This is a genomic window from Rhodococcus sp. NPDC003322, assembly GCF_053589555.1.
This window is the reverse complement of the sequence record NZ_JBSFSC010000003.1, coordinates 800,661-825,287: the sequence shown is the minus strand read 5'-3', so window position 1 is coordinate 825,287 and position 24,627 is coordinate 800,661. Positions and strand designations below refer to the sequence as shown.

The 24,627-nt window shown below is 69.4% G+C and carries 22 protein-coding genes; 9 read left to right on the top strand and 13 right to left on the bottom strand.

Annotated elements, in window-relative coordinates; translation table 11 throughout:
• Positions 1 to 14: 14 nt before the first annotated feature.
• Positions 15 to 1,163 carry an AI-2E family transporter gene (locus ACWDUM_RS16115; RefSeq protein WP_450134713.1) on the bottom strand — a complete coding sequence of 383 codons (1,149 nt, stop codon included), beginning with the start codon at positions 1,161 to 1,163 and terminating at the stop codon, positions 15 to 17.
• An 84-nt stretch (positions 1,164 to 1,247) separates the two neighbouring features.
• The gene (locus ACWDUM_RS16110) at positions 1,248 to 2,330 is read right to left on the bottom strand and encodes an Rv2578c family radical SAM protein (RefSeq protein ID WP_450134712.1); all 1,083 of its coding nucleotides are present in this window, start codon (positions 2,328 to 2,330) and stop codon (positions 1,248 to 1,250) included.
• 89 nt (positions 2,331 to 2,419) lie between these two features.
• Between ACWDUM_RS16110 and ACWDUM_RS16105 the strand changes: the two genes are divergently transcribed.
• Entirely contained in the window at positions 2,420 to 4,066 is a 1,647-nt protein-coding gene (locus ACWDUM_RS16105) for an FAD-dependent oxidoreductase (RefSeq protein WP_450134711.1), read from the top strand.
• Positions 4,067 to 4,078: 12 nt separating this feature from the next.
• Here the strand turns inward: ACWDUM_RS16105 and ACWDUM_RS16100 are convergent, their stop codons facing one another.
• The 7 genes from ACWDUM_RS16100 to ACWDUM_RS16070 form a co-directional block, all read right to left on the bottom strand.
• Positions 4,079 to 4,345 carry a DUF1876 domain-containing protein gene (locus ACWDUM_RS16100; RefSeq protein WP_450115067.1) on the bottom strand — a complete coding sequence of 89 codons (267 nt, stop codon included), beginning with the start codon at positions 4,343 to 4,345 and terminating at the stop codon, positions 4,079 to 4,081.
• Positions 4,346 to 4,370: 25 nt separating this feature from the next.
• Positions 4,371 to 4,964: a TetR/AcrR family transcriptional regulator gene (locus tag ACWDUM_RS16095; RefSeq protein WP_450115007.1), complete on the bottom strand. Its 594-nt coding sequence runs from the start codon at positions 4,962 to 4,964 to the stop codon at positions 4,371 to 4,373.
• Positions 4,961 to 6,982: an MFS transporter gene (locus ACWDUM_RS16090; RefSeq protein WP_450134710.1), complete on the bottom strand. Its 2,022-nt coding sequence runs from the start codon at positions 6,980 to 6,982 to the stop codon at positions 4,961 to 4,963. The genes ACWDUM_RS16095 and ACWDUM_RS16090 overlap by 4 nt, the downstream gene beginning before the upstream one ends.
• A 127-nt stretch (positions 6,983 to 7,109) precedes the next feature.
• On the bottom strand, positions 7,110 to 9,107 hold the full coding sequence (locus ACWDUM_RS16085; RefSeq protein WP_450134709.1) for a 5-oxoprolinase/urea amidolyase family protein: 1,998 nt from the start codon (positions 9,105 to 9,107) through the stop codon (positions 7,110 to 7,112).
• Positions 9,104 to 9,763, bottom strand: a complete 660-nt coding sequence (locus ACWDUM_RS16080) for an urea amidolyase associated protein UAAP2 (RefSeq protein WP_450134708.1) — start codon at positions 9,761 to 9,763, stop codon at positions 9,104 to 9,106. The genes ACWDUM_RS16085 and ACWDUM_RS16080 overlap by 4 nt, the downstream gene beginning before the upstream one ends.
• Complete coding sequence (locus ACWDUM_RS16075) at positions 9,760 to 10,623, bottom strand: urea amidolyase associated protein UAAP1 (RefSeq protein WP_450134763.1); 864 nt, start codon at positions 10,621 to 10,623, stop codon at positions 9,760 to 9,762. Before ACWDUM_RS16075 ends, ACWDUM_RS16080 begins: the two co-directional genes overlap by 4 nt.
• A gap of 9 nt (positions 10,624 to 10,632) precedes the next feature.
• On the bottom strand, positions 10,633 to 12,150 hold the full coding sequence (locus tag ACWDUM_RS16070) for an amino acid permease (protein WP_450134707.1): 1,518 nt from the start codon (positions 12,148 to 12,150) through the stop codon (positions 10,633 to 10,635).
• A gap of 192 nt (positions 12,151 to 12,342) precedes the next feature.
• On the opposite strand from ACWDUM_RS16070, the gene ACWDUM_RS16065 reads away from it, so the two are divergent.
• Positions 12,343 to 13,749 carry a putative nucleotidyltransferase substrate binding domain-containing protein gene (locus tag ACWDUM_RS16065; protein WP_450134706.1) on the top strand — a complete coding sequence of 469 codons (1,407 nt, stop codon included), beginning with the start codon at positions 12,343 to 12,345 and terminating at the stop codon, positions 13,747 to 13,749.
• On the top strand, positions 13,746 to 14,603 hold the full coding sequence (locus ACWDUM_RS16060; RefSeq protein ID WP_450134705.1) for a Fic family protein: 858 nt from the start codon (positions 13,746 to 13,748) through the stop codon (positions 14,601 to 14,603). The genes ACWDUM_RS16065 and ACWDUM_RS16060 overlap by 4 nt, the downstream gene beginning before the upstream one ends.
• On the opposite strand, the gene ACWDUM_RS16055 is transcribed toward ACWDUM_RS16060, so the two are convergent.
• Entirely contained in the window at positions 14,581 to 15,345 is a 765-nt protein-coding gene (locus ACWDUM_RS16055; protein WP_450134704.1) for a DUF6920 family protein, read from the bottom strand. The two genes, ACWDUM_RS16060 and ACWDUM_RS16055, sit on opposite strands and share 23 nt — an antisense overlap.
• A gap of 55 nt (positions 15,346 to 15,400) precedes the next feature.
• On the opposite strand from ACWDUM_RS16055, the gene ACWDUM_RS16050 reads away from it, so the two are divergent.
• Both ACWDUM_RS16050 and ACWDUM_RS16045 read left to right on the top strand, forming a co-directional pair.
• Positions 15,401 to 16,102 (top strand): TetR/AcrR family transcriptional regulator, encoded by a 702-nt coding sequence (locus tag ACWDUM_RS16050; protein WP_450134703.1) that lies wholly within the window; start codon positions 15,401 to 15,403, stop codon positions 16,100 to 16,102.
• Between the two features lie 3 nt (positions 16,103 to 16,105).
• Positions 16,106 to 16,558: an HIT family protein gene (locus ACWDUM_RS16045; protein ID WP_450134702.1), complete on the top strand. Its 453-nt coding sequence runs from the start codon at positions 16,106 to 16,108 to the stop codon at positions 16,556 to 16,558.
• Here the strand turns inward: ACWDUM_RS16045 and ACWDUM_RS16040 are convergent.
• Positions 16,503 to 17,105, bottom strand: a complete 603-nt coding sequence (locus tag ACWDUM_RS16040) for a hypothetical protein (RefSeq protein WP_450134701.1) — start codon at positions 17,103 to 17,105, stop codon at positions 16,503 to 16,505. The genes ACWDUM_RS16045 and ACWDUM_RS16040 overlap by 56 nt on opposite strands.
• Before the next feature lie 92 nt (positions 17,106 to 17,197).
• Here ACWDUM_RS16040 and ACWDUM_RS16035 point away from each other — a divergent pair, with 92 nt between their 5' ends.
• Positions 17,198 to 17,575 carry a VOC family protein gene (locus ACWDUM_RS16035; RefSeq protein ID WP_450134700.1) on the top strand — a complete coding sequence of 126 codons (378 nt, stop codon included), beginning with the start codon at positions 17,198 to 17,200 and terminating at the stop codon, positions 17,573 to 17,575.
• A gap of 104 nt (positions 17,576 to 17,679) precedes the next feature.
• On the opposite strand, the gene ACWDUM_RS16030 is transcribed toward ACWDUM_RS16035, so the two are convergent.
• A complete protein-coding gene (locus tag ACWDUM_RS16030; RefSeq protein ID WP_450134699.1) occupies positions 17,680 to 18,240 on the bottom strand; it encodes a sugar O-acetyltransferase in 561 nt (186 codons plus the stop codon).
• Positions 18,241 to 18,498: 258 nt separating this feature from the next.
• On the opposite strand from ACWDUM_RS16030, the gene ACWDUM_RS16025 reads away from it, so the two are divergent.
• Entirely contained in the window at positions 18,499 to 20,298 is a 1,800-nt protein-coding gene (locus ACWDUM_RS16025; protein ID WP_450134762.1) for a DUF222 domain-containing protein, read from the top strand.
• 3 nt (positions 20,299 to 20,301) lie between these two features.
• On the opposite strand, the gene ACWDUM_RS16020 is transcribed toward ACWDUM_RS16025, so the two are convergent.
• Positions 20,302 to 21,687 (bottom strand): MFS transporter, encoded by a 1,386-nt coding sequence (locus ACWDUM_RS16020; protein WP_450134698.1) that lies wholly within the window; start codon positions 21,685 to 21,687, stop codon positions 20,302 to 20,304.
• 259 nt (positions 21,688 to 21,946) lie between these two features.
• Between ACWDUM_RS16020 and ACWDUM_RS16015 the strand changes: the two genes are divergently transcribed.
• Together ACWDUM_RS16015 and mhpA are read left to right on the top strand one after the other, a co-directional pair.
• Positions 21,947 to 22,648 carry an IclR family transcriptional regulator gene (locus ACWDUM_RS16015; protein ID WP_450134697.1) on the top strand — a complete coding sequence of 234 codons (702 nt, stop codon included), beginning with the start codon at positions 21,947 to 21,949 and terminating at the stop codon, positions 22,646 to 22,648.
• Positions 22,649 to 22,888: 240 nt separating this feature from the next.
• Positions 22,889 to 24,622: a bifunctional 3-(3-hydroxy-phenyl)propionate/3-hydroxycinnamic acid hydroxylase MhpA gene (gene mhpA, locus ACWDUM_RS16010; protein ID WP_450134696.1), complete on the top strand. Its 1,734-nt coding sequence runs from the start codon at positions 22,889 to 22,891 to the stop codon at positions 24,620 to 24,622.
• Positions 24,623 to 24,627 lie beyond the last annotated feature (5 nt).

Here is a 24,627-nt window from a genome sequence, read left to right as displayed (position 1 = left end):
TGGTGGCCGTCGCGTCATCCGGGTGGCGGCGCCTCCGGTTCGGCGTGCTGCTCGTGCACGAGTTCGTAACGGCGACCGTAGGTTTCGACGATCGCCTGGATGACCGCGACGACCGGCACGGACACCAGCGCGCCCACCGCGCCGAACAGGGAGGCGCCGACGATGACGGACCCGAACGCCACCGCCGGGTGGATCGAGACCGTCTTGGACGTGATCCGCGGGTGCAACAGGTAGTTCTCCACCTGCTGGTAGGCGGTGCCGAACACGACCACCCACACACCGTCCATCGGCTGCTGTGCCGCAGCGATGATCGCCGGCAGCGCGATCGCCAGGTAGGTGCCGAGGGTCGGGATGAACTGCGAGACCACACCGGTCCAGATCGCCAGCGGCAGCCAGTACGGTACCCCGATCACCATCAGGAAGATCCCGGTGGCGAAGGCGCTGACGGCGGCCAGGATCAGCCGGGACACCACGTACCCGCCCGCCTTGTCGACCGAGATCCCCCACACCGTGGAGATGATCTCCTGCTGCCGCGCCGGGAACCACCGCGAGATCGTCCGCCGCAGCTGCGGACCCTCCGCCGACATGTAGAAGACGAACATCAGCAGCGTCAGGCCCTGGAAGACGACCCCGACCAGAGACGACACCACCCCGAGCACGCTGGGCGTGTACTTCTGCGCGAGGTCCTTGATCGTCTCCGGGGTGATCTTGATCAGATCCTTGCCGGTGGCGAAGTCGGTGCCGAAGGTTCGGTTGGCCCACTCGGTCACCCTGGACAGCGCGTCCGGCAGCGCGGTCAGCAGCTGGGCGAGCTGCTCGGCGAGCAGGGCACCGAAGACCGCGACGAATCCGATGGCGAACAGGATCAGCGCGACCATCACGATGCCGGTACCCGCGCCGCGCCGCAGCCCTCTGCGTTCGAACCAGTCGACGACCGGCTCGATGGTGACGCTCGCGAGCCAGGCCAGGAACAGCAGGCCGAGGAAGCCGCGCAGGTTGTGGAAGAGCCAACCCGACATCTGGTAGGCGGCGATCGCGAGCAGCACGTACACGATGGCCAGTCGCAGCCAGCGGATGTTCGCCCTGCGCCCCTCGTCCTCGGCCCGCTTCGGCGCGGCCGGTTCCGGCGTCTCCGGGACGCCCGCGTCCCCGTCTTCGCTCATCGCACCCTCCGCACTCGGATGGCTCGTGCCGTCCAGCCGGAATCTACCCGCCCGTTGCGCACCGAGCCGGGCGGTGACACTCGATCAGAACAGGGTGAGCGCCGGCGCCGCACCGGCACCGATGAGTTCCCGTGTGGGCGAGGCGGACTCCTGCCGCGGGCCGGTGGCACCCGTGAGGCGATCACCGGCACCGTCATCGGCGACATCGCCGCGGCCGAGCCCGTACTTCTCGACCAGCGGGGTGACACGCCCGCGCAGCCACGTCTTGTACTCGGGTGTGACGTACGCGCCGCGGCCGTACAGCTGCCGGTAGCGGCGAATCAGCGCGGGATGGTGTTCGGCGAGCCAGTTCAGGAACCAACCCCGGGTGCTGCCGCGAAGGTGCATCGGAAACACGGTGACCCCGCTCGCGCCGGCTTCGGCGATCGAGGCGAGCAGTCCGTCGAGATGCGCGGTGGAGTCGGTGAGATACGGGATCACGGGCGCGACCATGACGTTGCAGTCGAAACCGGCATCCGCGATCGCACGGATCAGCTCGAGCCTGGCCCGAGGCGAGGGCGTACCGGGTTCGATCGCCTTCTGCAGCTCGGCGTCACCGATCGCGAGCGACACCGAGATCGACACGGGCACCTGCCGGGCGGCGAGGGTCAGCATCGGCAGGTCCCGGCGCAGCAGCGTGCCCTTGGTCAGGATCGAGAACGGCGTCCCCGATTCGGCGAGTGCGCCGATGATGCCCGGCATCAGCCGGTAGCGGCCCTCGGCTCGCTGGTAAGGGTCGGTGTTGGTGCCGAGCGCGACCGGCTCGCGTTTCCACGACCGGCGGGCCAGCTCGCGGCGCAACACGGCGGCGATATTGGTCTTGACCACGACCTGGCTGTCGAAATCGGCTCCGGCGTCGAGGTCGAGGTACTCGTGTGTGGGACGCGCGAAGCAGTACCGACAGGCGTGCGAACAGCCCCGAAAAGCGTTGACGGTGAACCGGAACGGCAGCGGCGATCCGTCCGGCACCCTGTTCAGCGCCGATTTGCACAGCACCTCGTGGAAGGTGATCCCCTCGAACTCGGGAGTCTGTACGCTGCGCACGTGCCCCACCCGGGCCAGACCGGGCAGGGCACCGTCGTCGATCTCCGACTGCACGGCCTCGAGTGTCTGCCCCTGCCAACGCATGCGCACAGTCGAACACGTGTTCTATGGCAAGTCAAGCCCCGCCGCGAATCGGTATGCCGCCCAGGCGATCACCTGCGACAATCGAAACCATGACCTCGGCAGTCGATCCGAAGTTTCCGCACACCAGCACCGACGTCCTGATCGTGGGAGCCGGACCGGTCGGGCTCACCCTGGCGGTGCAGTTGCGCCGCCGCGGCGTCGACGTCCTCGTCGTCGATCGGCGGCCGGAACGCGCGCCGTTCGCGAAGGCGGTCGGTGTCTCGCCACGAACCCTCGAGGTGTTCGACTCGATGGGGATCGTCCGAGCTGCGCTCGACGCGTCGATCACGATGCGCGGCCAACTCGTGTACTCCGACGATGCCGCGGCCGTGCGAATGGAGATGCCGCTCCCGGACGTCATCCCGTACCGGTTCGTCGCGATGCCGCAGTACGAGACCGAACGAATCCTGGCCGACGCCCTCGCCGCCCACGGCGGCCACGTCACGCGCGGAGTCGAGTTCACCGGCTTCGATCAGCACGACGACACGGTCACCTCGACCCTGCACGGGCCGCGAGGCGGTTCCACGGTCTCGTCCCGCTACCTGGTCGGGTGCGACGGCGCGCACTCACTGGTCCGCAAGGGGCTCGGCGTGGAGTTCGAGGGCGACGCGTTCCCCGAGGAGTACATGCTCGCCGACGTCGAGGTCGACTGGTCGCTGCCCGCCGGATTCGGCGTCCGGGCGATGCACCACACCGACGGCTCGGTGGACGACCTGATGGTCGCGATCCCACTGCCCGGCCGTCATCGCTACCGGATCTCGATGCTCGTCCCCGACGAGTTGGCGACGGCGGCGACGCCGGGCGCGGTCGCACACGGGCTCGAGGGCGGCCGGGCCCCCGAACTGCATCACGTCCAGGCCGTCCTGGACCGGCTCGCGCCGGAGCCCACGACCGCGTCGAATCTGCGCTGGTCGTCGGTGTTCCGGATCAGTCACCGCCTCGCCGCGCGCTATTCGCACGGCCGGGTGTTCCTCGCGGGCGACGCCGCGCACATCCATCCGCCGACCGGCGCGCAGGGCATGAACACCGGCGTCCAGGACGCCACCAACCTGGCGTGGAAGCTGGCACTGGCGGTGCAGGGCCTGGCCGCCGAGGACCTCCTCGACACCTACCACCTGGAACGGCATCCGGTCGGCGAGGAGGTGGTCGGCCGGACCGTGCGGCACGCCCGTCAGGGCATCGGCGCAGGCGAGACCGACGCGTCCGTCGCGGTCCTGCGGGAGGCCCAGTTGCTCGTCGCCTATCCGGACAGCCCCCTCGTCGGTGCCGACGGGCATTCCGAGAACGATCCCGGCCCGCACCCCGGGGAACGGGCTCCGGACGCCGGCGGACTGGGTCAGGATTCCACCGCGCTCCCGGCCCGGGTGCACGACCTGCTGCGTCACCCCGGGCACACGCTGCTGCTGTACGCGTCGGACGCGGAGCAGGTCGACGCGCAGCTCGACCTGGCCGCCGTCACCATGGACCGGTACGGCCCGCTGGTGCGGTGTCACGTGATCGTCGATCCTGCCGCGCAGATCCCGGATGTGTCCGGAATCGTGTTGCGCGACAACGATGGCCGGTTCGCGCAGATGTACGGATCCCGAGGCGGGGCCGGGTATCTGATTCGCCCCGACGGCTACCTCGGGTTCCGTGGCAGTGCGGTGACGGCGGTACGGATCGACGGGATCCTCTCCGGCACGATGCGCCACCGGTAGCGCGACGGCGCACTACGCGTAGAGCAGGGCCTTGCGGTGGGTGCTCGCCTCGATGTCGGCCGCGGTGGCCTCGATCAACTTGTGCGACAGATCCGCGAACGCACGGGCCGCCGCCAGCTCGTCGCCGATCGCGGGGACGTCCGCGTCGGTCGGATTGAGCCTGGCCAACCCGACGCCCACCAGTTCCGGTTTACCCTCTGCATGCAGCCGGGCCTTGGCCCGGGTCCGGCCGTCGTGCTCGTCGATTTCGATGGTCACCGACCACTTCTTCGCTTCCATCACGGTCGCCTCCTCGACTCACACCTCAACGATGGCAGCCTGGCGGCCGTACGTCGAGGGGCTCGTCGACGATGGCCTGCACCAGCCCGCCGTAGCGCCGGATCAGGTCCTCGCGGCCGATGACGTCGGGTCCGAGCAGACCGACACTCCGGACCCCGCTCGCAAGTCCGAGCATCGTGGTGAGCACCAGATGGGTGCGGACGAGTTCGGTTGAGGTGTCACCGATCCGGTCCGCGATGGCCCTCACGTAGCGGCGCCGGATGTCCTCGCGCGCGGTGTCCTGATCGACCGCTTCGTGGATCAGCGTCGGCGCCATGGCGAGCGGGTCGGGCTCGTCGTTGTCGCGGCGGTCGAGGAGCCTGCGGACCAGTTGGTACCCGATCGGCTCCGCCGCCGCGGGCGGCTCGTCGGGCACCGCGTGCGACGGCTCCTCGAGGACGGACGCCGACGGATCCGCGGCCGCGAACAGTTCGGCCTTGCTGCCCGTCAGCTTCATCACCAGCGCCGGGGAGCAGCCGGCCGCGGCGGCGATGTCCTTGATGGTCGTCGCGGTGTAGCCGCGCCGGGCGAAGAGGTCCCGGGCGGCGGCGATCACCGTCTCCCTCGTGGACGCGGTCACGGCGCCACCGTGCCCGCGCCCGATCCGACCCCGGCGACGGCCGCGACCTCGTGGTCGGGATCGAGATCGAGGTCGATCTCCGCCGGCCGGGACAACTGGACGAATTGCCGGGTCGCGGTGCGCCGGTCGGCGGTCAGCACGGTGACGAGATGGCGCCCCGTCGAGGGTTGCGCGAACTCGTAGTGCCCGTCCGCGTCGGTGCGCGTGGTGCCCACGTACTCCCCCGTCGCCTTGACCAGGCTGACCACCGCGTCCGGGACCGAGTGGCCGCCGTCGGTGACCCGCCCGCCGAGCCGGAGCCGGTGGGTGAGCACGACCGACTGCCGGGTGTCGGAGCCGTCGAAGTCGATCACCTGGGACCGCGGCGCCCAGCCGTCCGCATTGGTGACCACCAGATAGGGACCGGGCTGCGGCAGCACCACGGAGAACTCGCCGGTGTTGTCGGCGCGGCTCCAGTCGACCGGCTCGCCGGTGGTGCGCAGCACGGTGACCACGGCCTGCCGGATCGGGCGCATACCGGAGTGCAGCACCGCTCCGCTGACGACGATCTCGTCCGGCGCGGTGTCGGCCGCGGCCTTCGCGATCGGCGGCGTCTCCGCGGCGTGGGCGGACCGCGGGATGAACGCGGCGACCGTGGCGGCCGCGAGACCCGCGACGGCGGCGACCCCGAACACGATCTGGAAGGCGGCCAGCGAGGGCAGCTCGTGTCCGGCGACGGAGAGGGTGACGGTCGTCAGGATCGCCGAGATGACCGCACTCGAGACCGAGGTGCCGACCGAGCGCAGCAGTGTGTTGAGACCGTTGGCGGAGGCGGTTTCGGTGATCGGCACCGAGCCCATGATGAGCATCGGCATGGCGCCGTAGGCGATCGCGGTTCCGGAGGTGACGAGCATCGCGCCGAGCACGATCAGGGGCACCGACCCGGTCAGGAAGACCCGCGCGGTGTACGCGCCCGCCAGCACCAGGCCGCCGATGACCAGGGTGAGGCGGGGACCGATCCGCCGGATCAGTTTGGCGGCGATCGGCGCGACCACGACCATCATCAGCCCGGCCGGCATCATGCACAGTCCGGCGACGAGTACCGACAGGCCGTGCCCGTATCCGGTGGCCTCGGTCATCTCCAACTGCTGGGTGGTCGACATCATGTTCGCGTACATGGACAGGCCGACGAGGAGTCCGGCGATGTTGGTGAGCAGCACCGGTCGCCGGGCGGAGGTCCGCAGGTCGACCATCGGCTGGTTGACCCGCAGCTCGTACGGGAACCACAGCGCGAACGCGACGGCCGCGATCACCAGGGCTCCGACGGTGCGGCCGCCGAACCAGCCCCAGGTGCCACCCTTGGAGATCGCCAGCAGCAGGGACGCCAGCGCGACGGACAGGAGCACCGCGCCGCCGATGTCGAATCGGCCGGGTGTGCGGACGGGCGATTCCGGCACCACGGTGAGCACCGCGATCACCAGGGCGACACCGGCTCCCGCGGACACCCAGAAGATGGCGGACCATCCCAGGTGCTCGTAGATCAGGCCGGCCAGCGGCAGGCCGAGCGCGGCACCGATGCCGAGGGTGGCGCTCATCAGGGAGGTGGCCCCGGCGACCTTCGACTTGGGCAGCTCGTCGCGCAGGATGCCGATACCGACGGGGACGAGAGCGGAGGCCAGTCCCTGCATTCCGCGTCCGACCAGCACCGCGGGGAAGCTCGCGCCGACTGCGGCGATGATCGAGCCGACGATCATGGTGCCCAACGAGACCAGCATCATGCGCCGTTTCCCGAACATGTCGGCCAGCCGGGAGACGATCGGGGTGGCGATCGCGGCGGTCAGCAGTGTGATCGTGACCAGCCAGGACGCCGTCGTGTAGTCGATGTCGAGGATGGTCGGGAACTCGGCGAGCAGCGGGATGACCAGGGTCTGCTGCAGGGCGACGAGCGTGCCGGACAGGCAGAGCACGGTGGTGAGCACCCCGGTCGACGCCCGCGACGACGGTGTCGAGCTACGGGACGGCTTCGAGTGGACTGACAAGGGGCAACTCCGGGATGCGAACTCGGAAAAAGAAGGGGGTGAACGGGTATTCACCCTTGTGCAGTGAACACCCGTTCACCCCTCTCCCGCAACCCGGACAAACCCGGCTTTCATCCGTTCACTCAGGTCAGGCGGCCGCCTCACCGGTCTTCGCGAACTCCCCGGCGGCCGCCCAGGCGTCGCGCTCAGCGGCGAAGGCCGCCGACTGCGTCGTCCGGAACGCCGCGATCGAGTCGGCGTTCGACGCGAGGAACTTCTCGTGCTCGGCGAGCGAGAAGCTGCCGTCGGTGATCTGCACACCGCCCGGTCCCCCGGCGGCGGTCTCCGCGCGCAGCTCGAGAAGTTCGTCGGGCTCGACCGGGTACCAGGAGATCCGGTCGAAGAACCGCAGCAGCCACGGCGTGCCGTCCTCGAAGGCCCGCGAGTTGTCCGGGAACCGGTGGTTCCACACCTGGGTGGTGCGACCGACGAACTGGTAGCCGCCCGGTCCCTCCATCCCGTAGATGCAGAGGTAGGCACCACCGATCCCGACCGCGTTCTCCGGCGTCCAGGTCCGCGCCGGGTTGTACTTGGTGGTGACCAGGCGGTGGCGAGGATCGAGCGGGGTCGCGACGGGGGCGCCGAGGTACACGTCGCCGAGGCCCAGCACCAGGTACTCGGCGTCGAAGACGGTGTCGAAGACGTCGGCGACCGAGTCGAGTCCGTTCATCCGGCGGATGAATTCGATGTTCCAGGGGCACCACGGCGCGTCGGCGCGCACGCCGTGCATGTACCGCTTGATCGCTTCACGGGTGGACGGGTCGTCCCACGACAGCGGCATCCGCACGTGCCTGCTGGGCACCACCAGCTGCGACGAGTCGGGAATCTGCTCCTCCGCCTCGGCGAGCAGACCCATCAGCGTGGGCACGGGAAGCACGTCCGGGTCGACCCGGACCTGAAGGGACCGGATCCCCGGGGTCAGGTCGAGCAGCCCGCCCGGCTTCTCCGCCTCGAGGCGCTGGTGCAGGGCGTGGACACGGGCCCGCAACGACAGGTCCAGGGTCAGGTCGCCGTACTCGACGAGGACGTTGTCGTCACCCGAGCGGCGGTAGGTGACCGGCGTCGTGCCGTCGCGTCGCGCGATCACGCCGTCGTCCCCGTCGCCGCCGGACGAGAACACCGCGGGCAGACCGGCACGACGGGCGACACCGAGGTCCCCCAGACGCGCCGCGTGCGCCGCCTTCACGGGCACGAACCGAACCCGATCGCCGGGGCTGAGCTGTCCGAGCTTCCAGCGCTCGGCGGCGACCACGGTGACCGGGCACACGAACCCGCCCAGGCTGGGTCCGTCCGGTCCGAGCAGAATCGGAGTGTCACCGGTGAAGTCCAGTGCTCCGACGGAATACGCGTTGTCGTGGATGTTGGACGGGTGCAGACCGGCCTCGCCGCCGTCGGCGCGGGCCCAGTCCGGCTGCGGGCCGACGAGGCGGACGCCGGTGCGGTCGGAGTTGAAGTGCACCTCGTAGTCGGTGGCGTAGAGGGTGTCGATGTCGGCGCGAGTGAAGAACTCCGGCGCACCGTGCGGCCCCTCGGTGACCGCGATCTCCCAGCGGCCGGCGATCACGGGCCGGTGCTCACCCGGAACCGGCTGCGCCAGATCCGGATTCCCGGTCGATCCGAGGGTGAGCACGTCGCCGGCCTGCAGCACCCGGCCCTCGTGTCCACCGAAGCGGCCGAGGGTGAACGTCGCTCCACTGCCCAGGTGGTCGGGAACGTCGATGCCGCCCTGGATCAGCAGGTAGATCCTCAGTCCGGGACCGCTGACGGTACCGATGTCGAGCAGTCCGCCCGCGGGGACTGTGACGGGCTGCCAGGACGGCACCGTGATCCCGTCCACTCGGACCCGCACCGGCGCGCCGGTGACGCAGACGACGGCCTGCTCGGCGAACCGGAGGGCGGGACCGGACATCGTGAACTCCAGACCCGCTGCGCCCTCAGGATTTCCGACCGCGACATTGCCGAGCCGGAACGACAGGTCGTCCATCGGCCCCGACGGCGGCACGCCGATCTGCCAGTATCCGACCCGGCCCGGCCAATCCTGGACGGTGGCCAGCATTCCCGGCCGCTCGACCGCAACGCTGGTCATCGCTCCTCCTCACGGGTGACGATCATCCGGACCTCGGTGGGGTCGAAACCGTTGCACGGGTTGTTGATCTGCGGGCAGTTCGACACGAGCACCAGCGCGTCGATCTCGGCGCGCAGTGCCAGGCGCTTGCCGGGAGCCGACAGTCCGTCGACGATGCCGAGGGTGCCGTCCGCGTCGACGGGCACGTTCATGAAGAAGTTGATGTTGGAGACCAGGTCACGCTTGCCCAGGCCCCACTTCGCGCCCTCGATCAGGAAGTTCTCGACGCAGGCGTGCTGGTGCCGGGTGTGGTGGCCGTACCGAAGGGTGTTCGACTCCTGCGAGCAGGCGCCTCCGACGGTGTCGTGGTTGCCGACCTCGTCGCCGACGATCGTCATCAACGCCGTGCCGTCCTGGGCGCGCAGCACCGATCCGGTGGTGAGGAACAGGTTGCGTTGCGCGGTGACGGTGGCCGCGGCGTCGTAGCGGGCGGTGCGGTCGGCGGCCGAGTAGATCAGGGTGTCGACGGCCTGGTTGCCGTGCAGGTCCACGATGGTGAGGACGTCGCCGGCGCGGACGACCGCCGACCACGGTCCGCGGGAGCCAACGATCTCGTCGAGGACGACGGTGCCGGGAACGAGCGCGAGGGCCTCGGCGGCGAGCAGGGTGGCGGTCATCGGGCGTCCTTTCCGAACCGCGACGCGGTCAGGGTGAGATCGGACTGCGCCGCAGTCCAGCTGTCTTCGGTGTTCAGTACCGCGCGGAGGTACTCGGGGTCGTCGTTCGGAAGGTCGTCGAGGTCCTCCGGTGCCTGCCACGCGAGCACCTCGAGCGAGGTGGTCGGGAACTCCTCGGCGACGTCGAGGGGGTGGGCGGTGTTGGCGATCAGCACGATCACCGGCAGGTGCAGCAGCAGTTCGACCGCGGTGTCGGGCCCGGCGTTTCCGGTCGGAGTCAGCGCACCGTCCGGTTCCACGCGGACACCGTGGAAGAAGGACAGTGCCGGCGGCAGGTCACGCGGGGCCAGGTCATGCTTGGCGGCGGCGAGGGTGAGCAGTTCCCGGCCGGCAGGCGAAGCCGAGTGCACGGTGCCGTCGCCGTACTTGGCGGTGTTGCCGGCGAGAGTGGTCGTGCCGCAGAAGGTGTCGTGGGCGCCGGAGGTGTCAGCGACCACGGTCGCGAGCACCCGTCCCTGGTCGGAGAGCAGCGGATGCCCGACCCCGAGGTACGCCTGCCACGGCACCTTCACGGTGTCGGCCACGTTGAGGCGCTCGTGCGGGGCGTCGGCGCGGTACAGCAGGACGGTGGCGCAGGCGCGACCGCCGGTGTCCCGCAATCGGATCCGGGTCCCCCGGGCGAGGACCTTGCTCGTGTAGCGGCCGCCGGGCACGGTCTCGGCCCAGGTGAGCCGATCCGAGTCGATTCCGGCGGGTGGGGTCGGCCACGCGGACGCGGGCAGCACCGGCATCGAATCGGTGATCTCTCCGGCCTGCGAGCGGGCGTGCTCGCGGGCGGCACTGGTGGTGGCGGTGTTCACGGACACGGGTCAGGCTCCAATCGTGACGGGGTTCGGGACGGCCTTGCCGCGCGGGTAGCAGAGCGCTCCGAGGAGCACCACGGCGGCGACGGTGAGCGGACCGGCCCACTGCAGGACCGGGTATTCACCGGTCGGGTTGAAGATCTCGGCGCGCGGCCAGGCGAGGTTGACCACCATCAGCGAGCCGTAGACGACCGCGACGATGTTGACGGGCAGGCCCCAGCGGCCGAGCGAGAACAGCGGCTTGCCCTCGGCGTCGACCTGCGGTCCGCCGTTCGGCCAGCCCTTCAGCCGCCGCACCAGCAGCGGCACGGTGACCAGCAGGTACGCCAGGTAGATCAGGATGATGCAGACACTGGACAGGGTCGCGAAGATCGCCGAGTTGCCGACGTTGACGGCAAGGACCGCGATGCACAGCACGCCGATGAGCACGGACGGCGCGATCGGGGTTCCGGTGCGCGGGTTGACCTTCGAGAGCACCGACGACGCGGGCAGCCGGCCGTCGCGGGCCATGGAGAACATCAGCCGCGACGCCGCGGTCTGGATCGCGAGGGTGCACACGGTCACCGCGATGGCCACGTCGACCAGCAGCAGGGTGCCCCACGGCGAGGACAGGATCGAGTTCAGCACGTACGGCAGTCCCTCGGTGGCGAGGCGCCCGTCTGTCAGGCTGGGCGCGGCCATCAGCGCACCGACGATCATCAGGCCGCCACCGAGTGCGGACACCGACAGCGCCAGCCGGATGGTTCGTGGCGCGACGCGGCGCGGGTTACGGGTCTCCTCGGCGAGTTCGCCGGCGGATCCGAAGCCGACCATCACGTACGCGGCCATCAGGCCGGAGACGATCCAGGCCCAGATGTAGCCGGGCTGGCCGCCGGCCTCACCGGTGTCGAACACCACCTGCGGGCCGCGCTGGGCGTGCGTGAAGAACATGCCGATCACCGCGATGACGCCGATGATCTCGCAGGTGACGCCGATGTTGTTGATCCGCGACATCCAGTTCACGCCGACGCAGTTGACGGTCGTGGTCAGCACCAGCAGCACCGACCCGAGGAGGACCGCGTTGGCGGCACCGGACGACGAGGTGAGCGAGGGGTCGTCGCCGATGACCTGGAAGCCCCTCCACACGTTCGGCAGCACCACCTGCAGTGCGATGGCCGCAGCGGAGGCGGTGACGATCTGGGCGAGGATCATGAACCAGCCGGCGAACCAGCCGATCACCTCCCCCGCCATGCGGCGTGACCACTGGTAGATCGCTCCCGAGATGGGGTACCGCGCAGCGAGTTCGGCGAAGCACAGCGCAACCATGAACTGGCCCAGGAAGACCACCGGCCAGGTCCAGAAGAAGGCCGGGCCGGCGAATCCGAAGCCGAGGCCGAACAGCTGGAAGATCGTGGTGAGGATGGAGACGAACGAGAAACCGGCGGCGAACGAGGCGAACTTGCCGAGGGAGCGGTGCAGCTGCTGCTCGTACCCGAAATCGGCGAGGTCACCGTCATCACCGGTCTTTGATGCCACGGTCGTCATGGGCTCTCCTGCGAGGTGCGCGGTCGGCGGGGTTTCTGTCGGTTGACAGTTTTCGTGGCGCCCGTTTTCTGACGGTGTCTCCCGCGTTTCGCCGTGTAGCGGTTGCGTTTCGGGGTGATGACGCCTGTTACACCACCATTTCGGACCGCTCACAGCGCCGGTCTCCCTGGCGTTCCTGTCAGGATGGGGCCCATGAACGAACCGCTGGTGGTGCGCGACCCAGCGATGCGGCCGGTCGGAGAACTGCTGCACGCACCGGCCCTGACCTGCGCGCCCGAGACATCCGTCGCCGAGGCCGCCCGTCTGATGACCGACAGTCGTCGCCGCTGCGTGCTGATCCGCCTCCGCGACGACCTGCTCGGCATCCTCACCGAGGGCGACCTGCGCCGGAGAGTGGTTGCGGCGGGGCAGAGTCCGCAGGTCCCGGTGTCCGCGGTGATGAGTGCGCCCGCGCGCACCGTGCCTGCTGCCACGCTGGGCGCGGACGCCCTGCTGGACATGCTCGCGCACGGCGTCCGCCGCCTGCCCGTCGTGTCCGACACCGGGGAACCGCTCGGGGTCGTCGAGGACACCGACCTGCTCGCCAATGCCACCCGCGGAGGTTTCCTGGTGCGCGGTGACATCGCCCGCGCCGCGGACACCACCACACTCGTCGCCGCGACCGCCCGCATACCCCGCCTGGTGGCGGAGTTGACGCAGGCCAGGGTCGCGGCAACCGACGTGAGCGCGATCCTCTCCGTCGTGGTCGGCACCGCCGTCGCTCGCGCGGTCGAACTGACCGACAGCGAATCCCCTTCCAGCGCAGCATGGCTCGTCCTGGGCAGTGTCGCGCGCCGGGAGGCGATGCCGAGTTCGGACGTGGACAGCGCGACGGTGTGGCGCGAGGGGTCGACGACGTCACGGGACGCCATCGACCGCGCCTCGCGCGTGCACACGCTGCTCGACCGGTGCTCACTGCGTGCCGACGACAAGGGTGCGCTGGCGTCGCGTCCGCGGTTCGCCCGTTCGCGTGATCAGTGGTACGCCGCGATCGACGGCTGGCTGGCCGACCCCTGGTCCGACCAGGCCCTGGTGATGCTGGCGATGCTCGTCGACAGTCGCGTGCTCCACGGCGACCCGGATCTCGATCTGTCGCGGCACACCGCCGCGGCCCTGCGGTCGCGTCCGGATGCACTCGCCCTGCTGCTGCGCGAGGCCGTCGAGGAGAAGGCCGCACTCACCTCACGGCGGTGGAGCCTCACACGACGCGTCGAGTCGGTGGACGTCAAGGCACAGGGTCTGGCCCCGATTGTGAACATCGCCCGGTGGGCGGGCACCGCCGCGGGACTGGATGCCGAGGCCACCCCGGTGCGTCTTCGGGCCGGGGTGGCTGCCGGGCTGCTGCCCGAGGACGACGGCCGCGTCCTCGGGGAGGCGTTCGACGCGCTCACCCAGATCCGGCTGCGGCACCAGTGCGATCGGATCGAGCGGGGTGAGCCGCCCACGGACGTCATCGATCCCGACGCTCTGAGTCCGTTGCAGCGCAGCCTGCTCGCCGGCGCGGTCCGCGAGATCGCCGGGGTGCAGCGCAAACTGGCGTACGCGGGACCGTCGGCATGATCGCCGCCTCCACCGCGTGGCCGGACCTGTTCGCCGCGCTCCCTCCCGAGCACGCCCATGGCGTCGACCAGACCGTCGCCGCCGAACTCCTGGAGGGCTGGCGGCCGGACCGGACGGACGTCGCGGATCTGATCTCACTGGCCACCGGCCGGCTGGACCACGCGCGCTTTCTCGAACATCGCCGGCTGCAGGCGTCCGCACTGCCGGTGACCACCCGCAGGCGCCGGTTCGCCCTGCCCCAGCCCTACCTGCTCACCGGGACATCGGTGCTGCGCAACAACTTCGGGTTGCGTGACGCCACCCAACTTCGGGACGTCGAGTTCGCGGCAACCGCGGCCCGGCTGCTGGAGGCGCATCTGCAGGGCGCTCCCCCGGTCCGTCGGATCGACGCCGACCACATCCACGCCCTGCATCGCCACGTCTTCGGTGACGTGTTCGGATGGGCCGGCCAGACCCGCATCGTCGACCTGGCGAAGAACGGGGACGGTTTCGCACCGGTCGGCGCCATCTCCCGGTACCTGCGGGAAGTGGAGATCGCGGTCGCGACGGTGGACTGGCCACGCGTGGACCACGGACGTCTCTCCTATGCGCTCGCCGCGGTGTACGTCACCTACAACCACGCACACCCGTTCCGGGAGGGTAACGGGCGCACCGGCACCCTGCTGCTGCACCAACTGTGCGCGGCGACCGAGTTCCGGCTCGACCTTTCCGGCGTCGACCCCGCGGAATGGGTGGCCGCGTCCCGTGATTCGGCCCCGTTCCGCCGCACCGGCGCGCCCAGTCCCCGGCCGATGATCCCCCTGCTGCGGCGCGCCCTGACGGCTCGACAGGTCAGCGGAACATCACGTCGGTGATCTGCGCGCGGAAGAACTCCCCTTCGTCCTGACGGTCGGTCCCCCACCACCATCCGGCCCGGAACCGCGAGGCGACGGTGATCCCGGCGTGGTCGGTCTCCTCCTCGACGGCGACCCCGAACGGATGTCTGCCGTAGTCCGCCCCGGTCGGCGTGCCCCAGCGCTGCATCGTGGCGCCGCGCAGTCGACCGTCGGTGTCGATGTCGACATCGACGGTGTCCTCGTGGCCGTCGGTCATCCAGGTCATGTGCGCGCCCCGCTCGTCTTCCGTCCAGCGCGCACCGAGGCAGGCCGTCGGCACCAGGACCGACTCGATCGCGAGGCGGCCCGCGGCGCTGCGGGTGATCCGGTCGTCGCTCTCCGACATCACCGGGATCACTCCGCCCAGCCGCCAGCGCATCTCCCCCACCCCGTCGGCGTACCGGTCGTAGCCGGCCACCGGGAGGCCCATCATCCGGGCGGTCGCGGCCCACACGAAGCCGACGCCGGGCCGCAGGATCTGGGTCGCGGTGAAGGGCCGCCAGGATCCCAGCCTGATCTCGCCCCGCATCGTGAAACAGGCCACCTTCACGAGCGGGACCGCGTCGGCGATCGACCGTCCGAGCCACCGCCGCACGGGATCGGGCAGTCCGTCGAGCCGCGCCGGGTCGAACGTCCCGTCCGCCGACGGTCCCTGCGCCAACGCCTGCCACTGACGGGTGACGGCACGCGCGGAACGGGGCATGGACGGAAACTCGGTCATCGCACCTCCAAAGTCGGTTCACGGTATCCCGGCGTGGCACTGGCAGGATGGAGGCGTGACCAATGCCGGCCCCGGACGCCCCCGCCTGAGCAAACAACGCCGACCGGGCCGCACGGCGTCGGCGGAGATCCTCGACGCGGCGGCGGAACTGTTCACCACCAAGGGTTTCGCCTCCACATCGACCCGGCAGATCGCGGATGCCGTGGGCATGCGACAGGCGTCCCTGTACCACCACTTCGCCACCAAGGACGACATTCTCGTCGCGCTGCTCGAGGGCACCGTCTCGGACGCCCTGGATGTGGCGAACCGGCTTGCCGACCGACCCGAACCTCCGGCGGTCCGGCTGTACGCGCTGCTGCTGTTCGACGCCGGGCAACTGCTGTCGGGCCGGTGGAATCTCGGCGCGCTGTATCTGCTCCCGGAATTGCGCACCGAACGCTTCACCCGCTTCCGGGAGGAGCGGCGAAAGCTACGGACCCGGTACGCCCACCTGTCCCGCCTCGTCCTCACCGATCTCGCTCCACACGAATCCGGAATTCCTGCGCCCGGCGACGACGACGCGCGGTGCGGCCTGCCGTTCCGCATCGTCGAGACGGTGATCAACGAACGCAGCGACGCCGAAACCGCCGCCACAGCGGGTGAGCTCGTCACCGCGACCACCGTCGCGGCGGCCGGCCTGCGGGTGCTGGGCTGGGCCGCGGTCGACGACCTTCACCCGCAGGCCGAGGCGTTGCTCGAGCAGTGCCGGGAGGAGTGAACGATGCCGGCCGACTGTGTGTTCTGCGACATCGTCGCCGGGCGGGTCGACGCGCACATCGTGCACGAGGACTCGGACACGGTCGGGTTCCTCGACCGTCGGCCCCTGATCAAGGGGCATGTGCTGCTGGTTCCACGGACCCACGTCCACGTCCTCGCCGACCTGCCTGCAGATCTCGTGCCACCGGTCTTCACCGTCGCGCAGCGCCTCTCCGCGGCGATGGTCACGAGCCTGGGTGCGCAGGGATCCTTCGTCGCGATGAACAACGTCGTGTCCCAGTCGGTCCCGCACCTGCACGTGCACGTCGTCCCCCGCACGAAGGGCGACGGCCTGCGGGGCTTCTTCTGGCCGAGAACCAAGTACGCCGACGACGCCGAGGCGGCCGACTACGCGGCGCGCATCAGAGCGGCCCTCGATCCGCCACCGCCAGGTCCACGAGAATTCCCACATCCCTGACCCACGGTGCGTCCGGCGGCGGCACCATCGATACCCCTCCCGACGACCCGGACCGAATCGGTCTCGACGGAAGCAGACCCGAGCGGAACCCGGTTCGGTCCGAGGAGATGCCGGTGAGCGAGTCCGTCCAGTCCTGGGAACCCGCCTCGCTGGTGCGGGTGATCATCCGGCGCCGGGTCACCGTGCCGTAGACATGAGCGACGTCGGGGACGAAGGCGGGGAAATCCGCCTCGAAGACGCCCGTGAGCACGACGGGTCCGGTGTGCCGGGTTGCGGAGGCGAACTGCGCGCACCAGCCCTCCCCGTGCAGCAGCATCGAGTACGTGCCGGCATGCCCGCTGCCGTTGGGCCCGGTCCAGGCTTCGGACCTCCGTCCACCAGCCAGCAACTCGGCCTCGACCTCGATCCGGCTGCGCATCTCCGGATGCGCAGCCGCCGCCGACTCGACGAAGGTGAGGGCGTAGTCGATGCTCGCGCCGACGGTCGGAAACTCGCACATACCGTCCATCACGAGGTACTCGGGTACGACGATCCGCAGTGACACCATCACCCGATCATCTCCCGCATCCGCGTAGCCCGGGTCGGGAAGGCAGAGGTGAATGTGCGGCATCGCCCGAATGCGCTGGGTACCGTGCAGGAATGGCCGTTGCCCAGTTGGGTTCGATAACCCTGGACTGTGATGATCCGTCGGAGCTCGCCGAGTTCTGGAGCGCCATGCTCGGCGGAACCGTCACCTTCACCAGTGAAAAGTTCGTCACCGTGAAAACCGCGCAGGCACTGCTGACCGCAATCCGCGTGCCGGACCATCGACCGCCGACCTGGCCGGACAACTCCGTGCCCAAACAGATCCACCTCGACCTCGTCGTCGACGATCTGGACGTCGCTGTAGCCCGGTCGGTGAGCCTCGGAGCGAAGGCTTCCGCTCTGCAGCCGGCACCCGAGAAATGTCGTGTGCTCTTCGATCCGGCAGGGCACCCCTTCTGCGTGTGCCTGCCGCGGGACCCGCTGGCGGGCTGACAATCCGAGAGAAGGCGCCGCGGCCGACACGCCGAACAGGAGCGGAACGGGAGGTCGACCGCAGCGACGTCACCGACCGGGCGCCCCGGAAAGCCGAACCTTCGTCACGGCAGCGGTTTGATGACGCGACACGGGTTCCCGGCGGCGAAGACGTGGGCCGGCACATCCTTCGTCACCACGCTGCCGGCACCGATCACGGTGTTGTCACCGACGGTCACACCCGGGCACACCGTGACCCCGCCACCCATCCAGACATTGCTCCCGATCGTGATCGGCGCCGCCGTTTCCCATCGCCGGCGGCGCGCTTCGTGATCGGCCATCGGGTGAAGTGCGGTGAGGAGTTGTGCCCTCGGCCCGATCGACACGTCGTCACCGATGGTGATGGGCGCGCAGTCCATCAGGATCGCGTCGTAGTTGAGGAAGCTGTTCGCGCCGATGTGAATGTACCGACCGTAGTCGCACTGGAACCGCGGCATGATCCACGATCCCGGGCCCAGTGACCCGAGGAGCTTGTCCAGTAGGTCCCGCCGCACGGCGTCATCATCGGCGAGGGTTGCGTTGAATCGATCGAGGAGACGTTGGCACGCCTTGCGATCGGCAACCAGTTCCTCATCGTTGTCGCGGTACAGGTCCCCTCGCAGCATGCGTTCTCGCTGTTCGCTCACGCGGCACGACCCTACGGGGCTTCGTCCTTCCCGAAAGTCCAAACGCCCGGTTCGCAAGCGCGGGAGGGCACTTCCCGTACCGACCGGCAGCACGCCGGCTTACCAACCGCCGAAGATGTGGATGGCGAATGATGCTCGACAGAGTCGGCGGATCAGCGTATATTCGTACACATGTTCGATTCGGGGGATTCGACTCAGACACCAAGGGCGGCGGCTTCCAGTGTGTTGTCGGGCGTCCCGGAGGCGGAATGGTTGGGGGTGTTGCGGGAGCAGCACGCGGTGATCGCGCGGGCACAGTTCGTCGAGGTGGATGCGATCGCGTCGCTGTATCTGGTGCGGTGCGCGGAGGACGAGCGGCGTGGCTGCAACGAGGCCTTTCAGGGTGAGTTCGCCAACGCCGAGGTCGGATTCGTGTACCGGTGGACCGAAGCGACAGCCCAGCGGGTGATCGGACTCGGGATCGACCTGCGATGGCGGCTGCGCGGCACGTCGGCGGCGTTCGCAGCGGGTGAGATCAACCAGGCTCGGGCGCAAACGATCTCGGATGTCCTGGCGAACGTGTCGCCCGACAAGGTGGAGCTGATCGAACGGCTCCTGCTCGACGGGACGAAGGACCTGAACACCTCGAAGCTGCGGCAGAAGGCCCGCTGGCTCATCGCACGCCACGATCCCGAGGGTGCGAAGCAGCGCCGCGAACGCGCCGAGGCCGATTGCGACATCCGGTTCCACGCGAACGAGGACGGTACCTGCGCGATCGAAGGCACCCTGCCAGGGCCTGGCGGGCAGACAGTGGCTATGCGGCTGCGGAAGATGTGTTTCGAGGTGTGCGGCAACGATCCCCGCACCTTCGCGCAGCGCCGCGCCGACGCCCTCGTCGCACTCGCGGCCGGTACAGGGTTCCTCGCGTGCCGGTGCGGTCGCGGCGACTGCACCGCACCCGGCGCCTCGCAGGCCGTGGCGACGCGGACTGCCGTGCCGGTCGCAGAGCCCGTCGAGCGGACGGCGGACGCAGGTGACGAAGCGGAAACGGCCGAATTCGCCTCTACAAAGGCCACCCTGTCGCCGCTGCCGACCGCGACGATCCACGTCGGGGTGAACCTGACCACCCTCCTGGGCCTCGACGACCTACCTGGTCACCTCGCCGGGCACGGCTGGATCGATGCGGATCTCGCCCGCGAGATCGCGGCGGACGGAACCTGGCGGAAGGTTCTCACCCTCACCGAATCAGACAGGGAGGCTGTCCTCGACGCGCTCTGCGGACACCCCCACACCGGAGCGCCACCCCCAAACCAGGTGTCCGCACAGAACTGCATCGACACAGCAGACACGTCGGGCAAAGCTGCGCCCGAACACGATTCCGACGGCGTGTGGCTGTCCGGACGACGGATCAACACCCTCCCGCACGGCACCATCATCGGGATCGGCCGCGCACTGAAGGCGGCCGGCATCACGCCCACCGCCATCCGTGAACGCACCCGACACCGGCGCGAACAACTCACCTACCGGCCGTCGGCGCGCCTCGCCGAGATCGTCCGCGCCCGCGACGGCGTATGCCGGTTCCCCGGCTGCACCGCCCGCGCCATCATCTGCGACCTCGACCACACCATCCCGTTCGACCACGCCCACCCCGAACGCGGTGGCCTGACGGTCGAACAGAACCTCGCCTGCCTGTGCCGTCGGCACCACCGACTCAAGACCCAGGGACTGTGGACGGTGCGCCAACTCGGAGCCGGACGACTCGAATGGACCACCCCCACCGGCGAGCTCGTCGTCACCGAACCCGCCGGCGCCTTCAACGAGACCGGACGTGCAGCCGACGAGGCGCTCGCCGCCACATACGGCCTGACTCTCACCGACCCACTGACCCTGGCACGAATGTTCCACCCCCACAACAAGAGAGGCGTCGAAGCAGACCTGCGCTACCTCATCGACGTCCGCACCCCGCCGATCGCGGTGATCGACGCCTCGACACCGATCACCGTCCTGGACGGGAACGGCCCCTCCTGGCCACCGGATATCGGCGACCACGGCATTCAAGCCGAACCGGCGCCCTTCTGATCGCTACGCGTACGAGGCCGTCCGGGTCGAGCCCCGATCTCCGGGATCCTGCTGGTCGCTCATCGCGTCCGGGGTTTCCGGGTTCTCGCTGCGGCCGCGGTAGGTGCGGTCGAGGGCGAACATGAACACGCCGGCAACCACGAGGACGCCACCGAAGAGGTAGTAGAGCTTCTCCGGCGTCCACCCGCCGTCGAGCAGGTAGCCGGTGAGGATCGGGGCGACGATGGAGACGAGCCGGCCGACTCCGATCATCAGCCCGACACCGGTGCCGCGGACGGCTGCCGGGTACACCGACGGGCTGATCGCGTAGTAGCCTGCGACACCGCCGTTGGCGGCCATTCCGACGAGGACACACAGCGCCATACCGAGCGCCACGATCTCGAATCCGGTTGCGTAGGCGGCGAACACGACCGCCCCACCGAACATCAGCATCGTGTTGACGATCCGGGGCCGCACCACCATGGTCAGCGCGGCGAACACGAGCGCACCGATCACACCACCGATGTTGATCAGCACACCGGCCACGGTGCCGGTGCCCGCGTCACCGGTGACATCGGTGAGCAGCTTCGGAGTCCAGGTGTTCGCGAAGTAGAACGCCGCCATCAGGCAGGAGTAGCCGAGCCACAGCATCGCGGTGCGCCGGCCCATGATGCCGGTGAAAAGTCCGCCGCGGACACTGCGCACCTGCTCGGCGGCCACCGGTTCCGGAAGGCGGGCGGACGTCTCGTACCCGAGCTTCGTGGCGATCGCGTTGTACTTCTCGAGTGCGTTCTTCGGTCGCTTCTCGATCAGGAACTCGGTGGACTCGGGCAGCGACCGGATCACCACGAGCAGCAGGATCGCGGTGACGACCGTGCCGAACACGAACGCGGACCGCCAACCCCAGTGCGTGATCAGCACACCCGAGATCGCGCCGCCGAGCGCAACACCCGCGGGCAGGCCGGCACCGTAGATGCCGAGCGCGAGACCGCGCCGCTTGTCGCTGCTGTTCTCCGAGACGAGGATGTTCAGACCGGCGACGATGCCACCGATACCGAGTCCGGCGAATGCCCGGAAGGCGATCAGCTGTTCGGGGCCGGACGCGACCGCCGACAATCCCATGCCGAGGGTGACGAGGCCGAGGCACGCGATCGTCATGGTTCGCCGGCCGAGCCGGTCGCCGAGCGGCGAGAGGGCGAACGCCCCGACTGCCATACCGATCAGTCCGGCGCTGAGCAGGTACCCGACCTGGACAGAGTCGAGGCCCCAGTCCTTGCTCAGGTGCGGCGCGACGAACGCCATGATCAGGATCTCGAATCCGTCGACCATGCACAGCAGGAAGCAGATCACGATCGTCCGGATCTGAAAGGGGCGCATCGGTTGGGTACGAATCGCCTCGCGAATGTCCATCTTGTCGGGCCTTTCGGGCGGGTGTCGATCCCCCGGCATCGTGGGCGCGCGACGGCAATCGGCACGTCGGCACGGCTGGTGCGGGGATCGAGGGCGACGCAGTCGGACCACTGTCCGAGGCTGCGCTGAGAGGGGTGATCGCGAGGGACGGCGGGGCTCCGGAACACTCGCGGCGGAGCCCAGAGTGACAGCGCTCACGACCGATGTCAATTGTCGGCTCGTGTGAGCGACGGCCACCTGCGGCGACTTACAGTGAGTTGTGGCCACTCCGGAGACGAACACCCTGTCGACCCGCGCCGCGGGCACCCAAACCCTCGCCCGCGGCCTGCATGCGCTGGAATTGGTTGCGTATTCCCCTGGGGGACTGACGATTCAGGACGTCGCGGATCGACTCGGTGTGCACCGCAGCATCGCGACCCGACTGCTCTCGACCATCGCGGACCACCGGCTGATCAACCGCGGCCCCGACGGGCGGTACCGCGCCGCCGGTGGTCTCGCCGCGCTCGCCCGTGAGGTGTACTCGGGACTGCGGGAGCAGGCGACACCGCTGATGCAGGACCTGGCGAACCAACTCGGCGCGAGCGTCGCGCTGTTCGTCGCCGAGGCGGACGACGCCGTCGCGGTCACCGTCACCGAACCCGCGAACTCGACGGTTCGGGTGTCGTTCCGGCAGGGCGGCCGGCACCCCGTCGGCCGCGGCGCGGCGGGATACGCCCTGCTCGCAGCGCTGCCGCCACGTCCCGACGAGGACACCCGGGTGACCGAGGCCCGGCGCACCGGCTACGTGGTGAGTTTCGGCGAGGTCGAGGCGGGCTACTGGGGTCTCGGCGTCCCGCTGACGCGCCCGGCGAACGAACCCGCCGCCTGCCTGACCTTGATCAGCGCCTCGAAGGACCTCATCGACAGTTCCGTGGACGCCACACTCGCGGCAGCGGCGGAACTCAGCCGATACGCCATGTGACCTGGAGTTTCATCCGGACTCACACCTCCCGACACGAGACCCGCCCCGACACCGCGCCGAGGCGGGTCTCGTCGTTTCACCGGCCCCAGCCTTGACACCCGCGATGCGACCGTGCTCACATAGTGACCACAGGCGTGCAACTAACGATCGTGAGTGTGCACATAACGAACATCTAGCGACGTGCGTCGCGGGTCACGGGGCGACCTCGGCGCATTCCGCGCAGCACCAGAGCAGGGAGCGATGAACACCACCGAAGACAGTGACGTCGTCATCGTCGGCGCCGGACCCGTCGGGCTCATGCTCGCGAACATCCTGGGCATGTACGGCCGGTCGGTGACCGTGCTCGAAGCCCTCGACCAGCTGATCGACTACCCGCGCGGCGTCGGCCTCGACGACGAGTCGTTCCGCACGATCCAGACCGTCGGCCTGGTCGACGCCGTCCGCCCGCACACCAACCCGCAGCACATCATGCGGCTGGTCAACGGGGCGGGGAAGGTCATCCTGGTCAACAATCCGCAGACCGAAGAGTTCGGCTGGGAGCGCAAGCACGGCTTCATCCAGCCCGAGGTCGACCGCGCCCTGTACGAGGGCCTGAGCCGTTACGACAACGTGCGCGTCCTCTTCGGCCACCGGGTCGAGGAGGTCGACGAGGACGCCACGTCGGTCACCGCCGTGGCCCGGACGGTCGGCGCCGACGGCGAGGTGCACGAACGACGTTTCCGCGCGGAGTACCTCGTCGGCTGCGAAGGCGGCAAGTCCCCCACCCGCAAACGCCTCGGCGTGACGTTCGAGGGCGAATCACCCTCCACCCGTTGGCTTGTCGTCGACGTGAACAACGACCCGCTGGGCACACCCAACGTCTTCCTCGGAGCCGACCCGAAGCGCCCGTACGTCTCGATCGGGCTCCCGCACGGGGTGCGCCGCTGGGAGTTCATGCTCCACGACGACGAGTCCGAGGACCAGGTCACCGATCCGGAGTACGTCAATTCCCTTCTCGCCGAGCATGTTCCGGATCCGACGAGCCTGGACTTCATCCGCAGGCGGGTGTTCACCCACCACGGCCGGGTCGCCTCCCACTTCCGCAAGGGCCGCCAGATCATCGCCGGGGACGCCGCGCACCTGATGCCGGTGTGGATGGGTCAGGGCTGGAACTCCGGCATGCGCGACGCGACCAACCTCGGCTGGAAGCTCGCCACGGTGCTCTCCGGCCAGGCCGACGACGCCCTGCTCGACACCTTCACGGACGAGCGAAAGGACCACGCCAAGGCAATGGTCGACCTGTCGCTCACGTTCGGCAAGTTCATCAAGATCACCAACCCGTTCGCGGCGGCCGCACGTGACGCGGCGTCCACCGCGTTGAATCTCTTCCCGCAGGTCAAGAGCTACTTCGCCGACATGCGATTCAAGCCGATGCCGCGCTACACCCGCGGCGTCCTCGCCGATCCGACCACGCAGGCAGGCGGACGGGCCGCCGGCAAACTCACCAGCAAGCTGATTCCGGTGCGTACCGCGAACACCAAGGTCTCGCCCGTAGGCGTCCAGTTCCCGCAGCCGCGGGTCCACGCGAACGGGCAGGAGAACGTTCTGCTCGACGACGTGATCGGGAACTGGTGGTCGGTGATCGTCTGGGGCAACGACCCGACCGACATGCTCCCGCGGGCCTCGCTGGACAAGCTCGAGGCGCTCGGCGCCCGCCTGGTCGCCGTGGTCCCCGAGACCCAGCGCGTCTGGGCGCAGAACCGGATGGACCCGCGCGTGCTGGTGCTCGGCGACCACACCGGTCGGCTGAAGAAGTGGTTCGACGACCGTCCGACACCGATCGTGTTCCTCCGCCCCGACCGCTTCGTCGCCGGCGCCTGCCTGGCCCAGCACGCCCCCGCCACACTCGACGCCATCCTCGACGCCATGCACTTCCGCGGCCGTCCCTCGGAACCGGTTGCGGCGCAGGATGCTCGCGAAACCGCCACCGTCTAGATCGA

Excerpts from the sequence above, each read along its gene's own strand:
- ACWDUM_RS16115 (WP_450134713.1), bottom strand. The coding sequence starts at position 1,163 with ATGAGCGAAGACGGGGACGCGGGCGTCCCGGAGACGCCGGAACCGGCC.
- ACWDUM_RS16110 (WP_450134712.1), bottom strand. The coding sequence starts at position 2,330 with ATGCGTTGGCAGGGGCAGACACTCGAGGCCGTGCAGTCGGAGATCGAC.
- ACWDUM_RS16105 (WP_450134711.1), top strand. The coding sequence starts at position 2,420 with ATGACCTCGGCAGTCGATCCGAAGTTTCCGCACACCAGCACCGACGTC.
- ACWDUM_RS16100 (WP_450115067.1), bottom strand. The coding sequence starts at position 4,345 with ATGGAAGCGAAGAAGTGGTCGGTGACCATCGAAATCGACGAGCACGAC.
- ACWDUM_RS16085 (WP_450134709.1), bottom strand. The coding sequence starts at position 9,107 with ATGACCAGCGTTGCGGTCGAGCGGCCGGGAATGCTGGCCACCGTCCAG.
- ACWDUM_RS16080 (WP_450134708.1), bottom strand. The coding sequence starts at position 9,763 with ATGACCGCCACCCTGCTCGCCGCCGAGGCCCTCGCGCTCGTTCCCGGC.
- ACWDUM_RS16070 (WP_450134707.1), bottom strand. The coding sequence starts at position 12,150 with ATGACGACCGTGGCATCAAAGACCGGTGATGACGGTGACCTCGCCGAT.
- ACWDUM_RS16065 (WP_450134706.1), top strand. The coding sequence starts at position 12,343 with ATGAACGAACCGCTGGTGGTGCGCGACCCAGCGATGCGGCCGGTCGGA.
- ACWDUM_RS16060 (WP_450134705.1), top strand. The coding sequence starts at position 13,746 with ATGATCGCCGCCTCCACCGCGTGGCCGGACCTGTTCGCCGCGCTCCCT.
- ACWDUM_RS16055 (WP_450134704.1), bottom strand. The coding sequence starts at position 15,345 with ATGACCGAGTTTCCGTCCATGCCCCGTTCCGCGCGTGCCGTCACCCGT.
- ACWDUM_RS16045 (WP_450134702.1), top strand. The coding sequence starts at position 16,106 with ATGCCGGCCGACTGTGTGTTCTGCGACATCGTCGCCGGGCGGGTCGAC.
- ACWDUM_RS16040 (WP_450134701.1), bottom strand. The coding sequence starts at position 17,105 with ATGGTGTCACTGCGGATCGTCGTACCCGAGTACCTCGTGATGGACGGT.
- ACWDUM_RS16035 (WP_450134700.1), top strand. The coding sequence starts at position 17,198 with ATGGCCGTTGCCCAGTTGGGTTCGATAACCCTGGACTGTGATGATCCG.
- ACWDUM_RS16020 (WP_450134698.1), bottom strand. The coding sequence starts at position 21,687 with ATGGACATTCGCGAGGCGATTCGTACCCAACCGATGCGCCCCTTTCAG.
- mhpA (WP_450134696.1), top strand. The coding sequence starts at position 22,889 with ATGAACACCACCGAAGACAGTGACGTCGTCATCGTCGGCGCCGGACCC.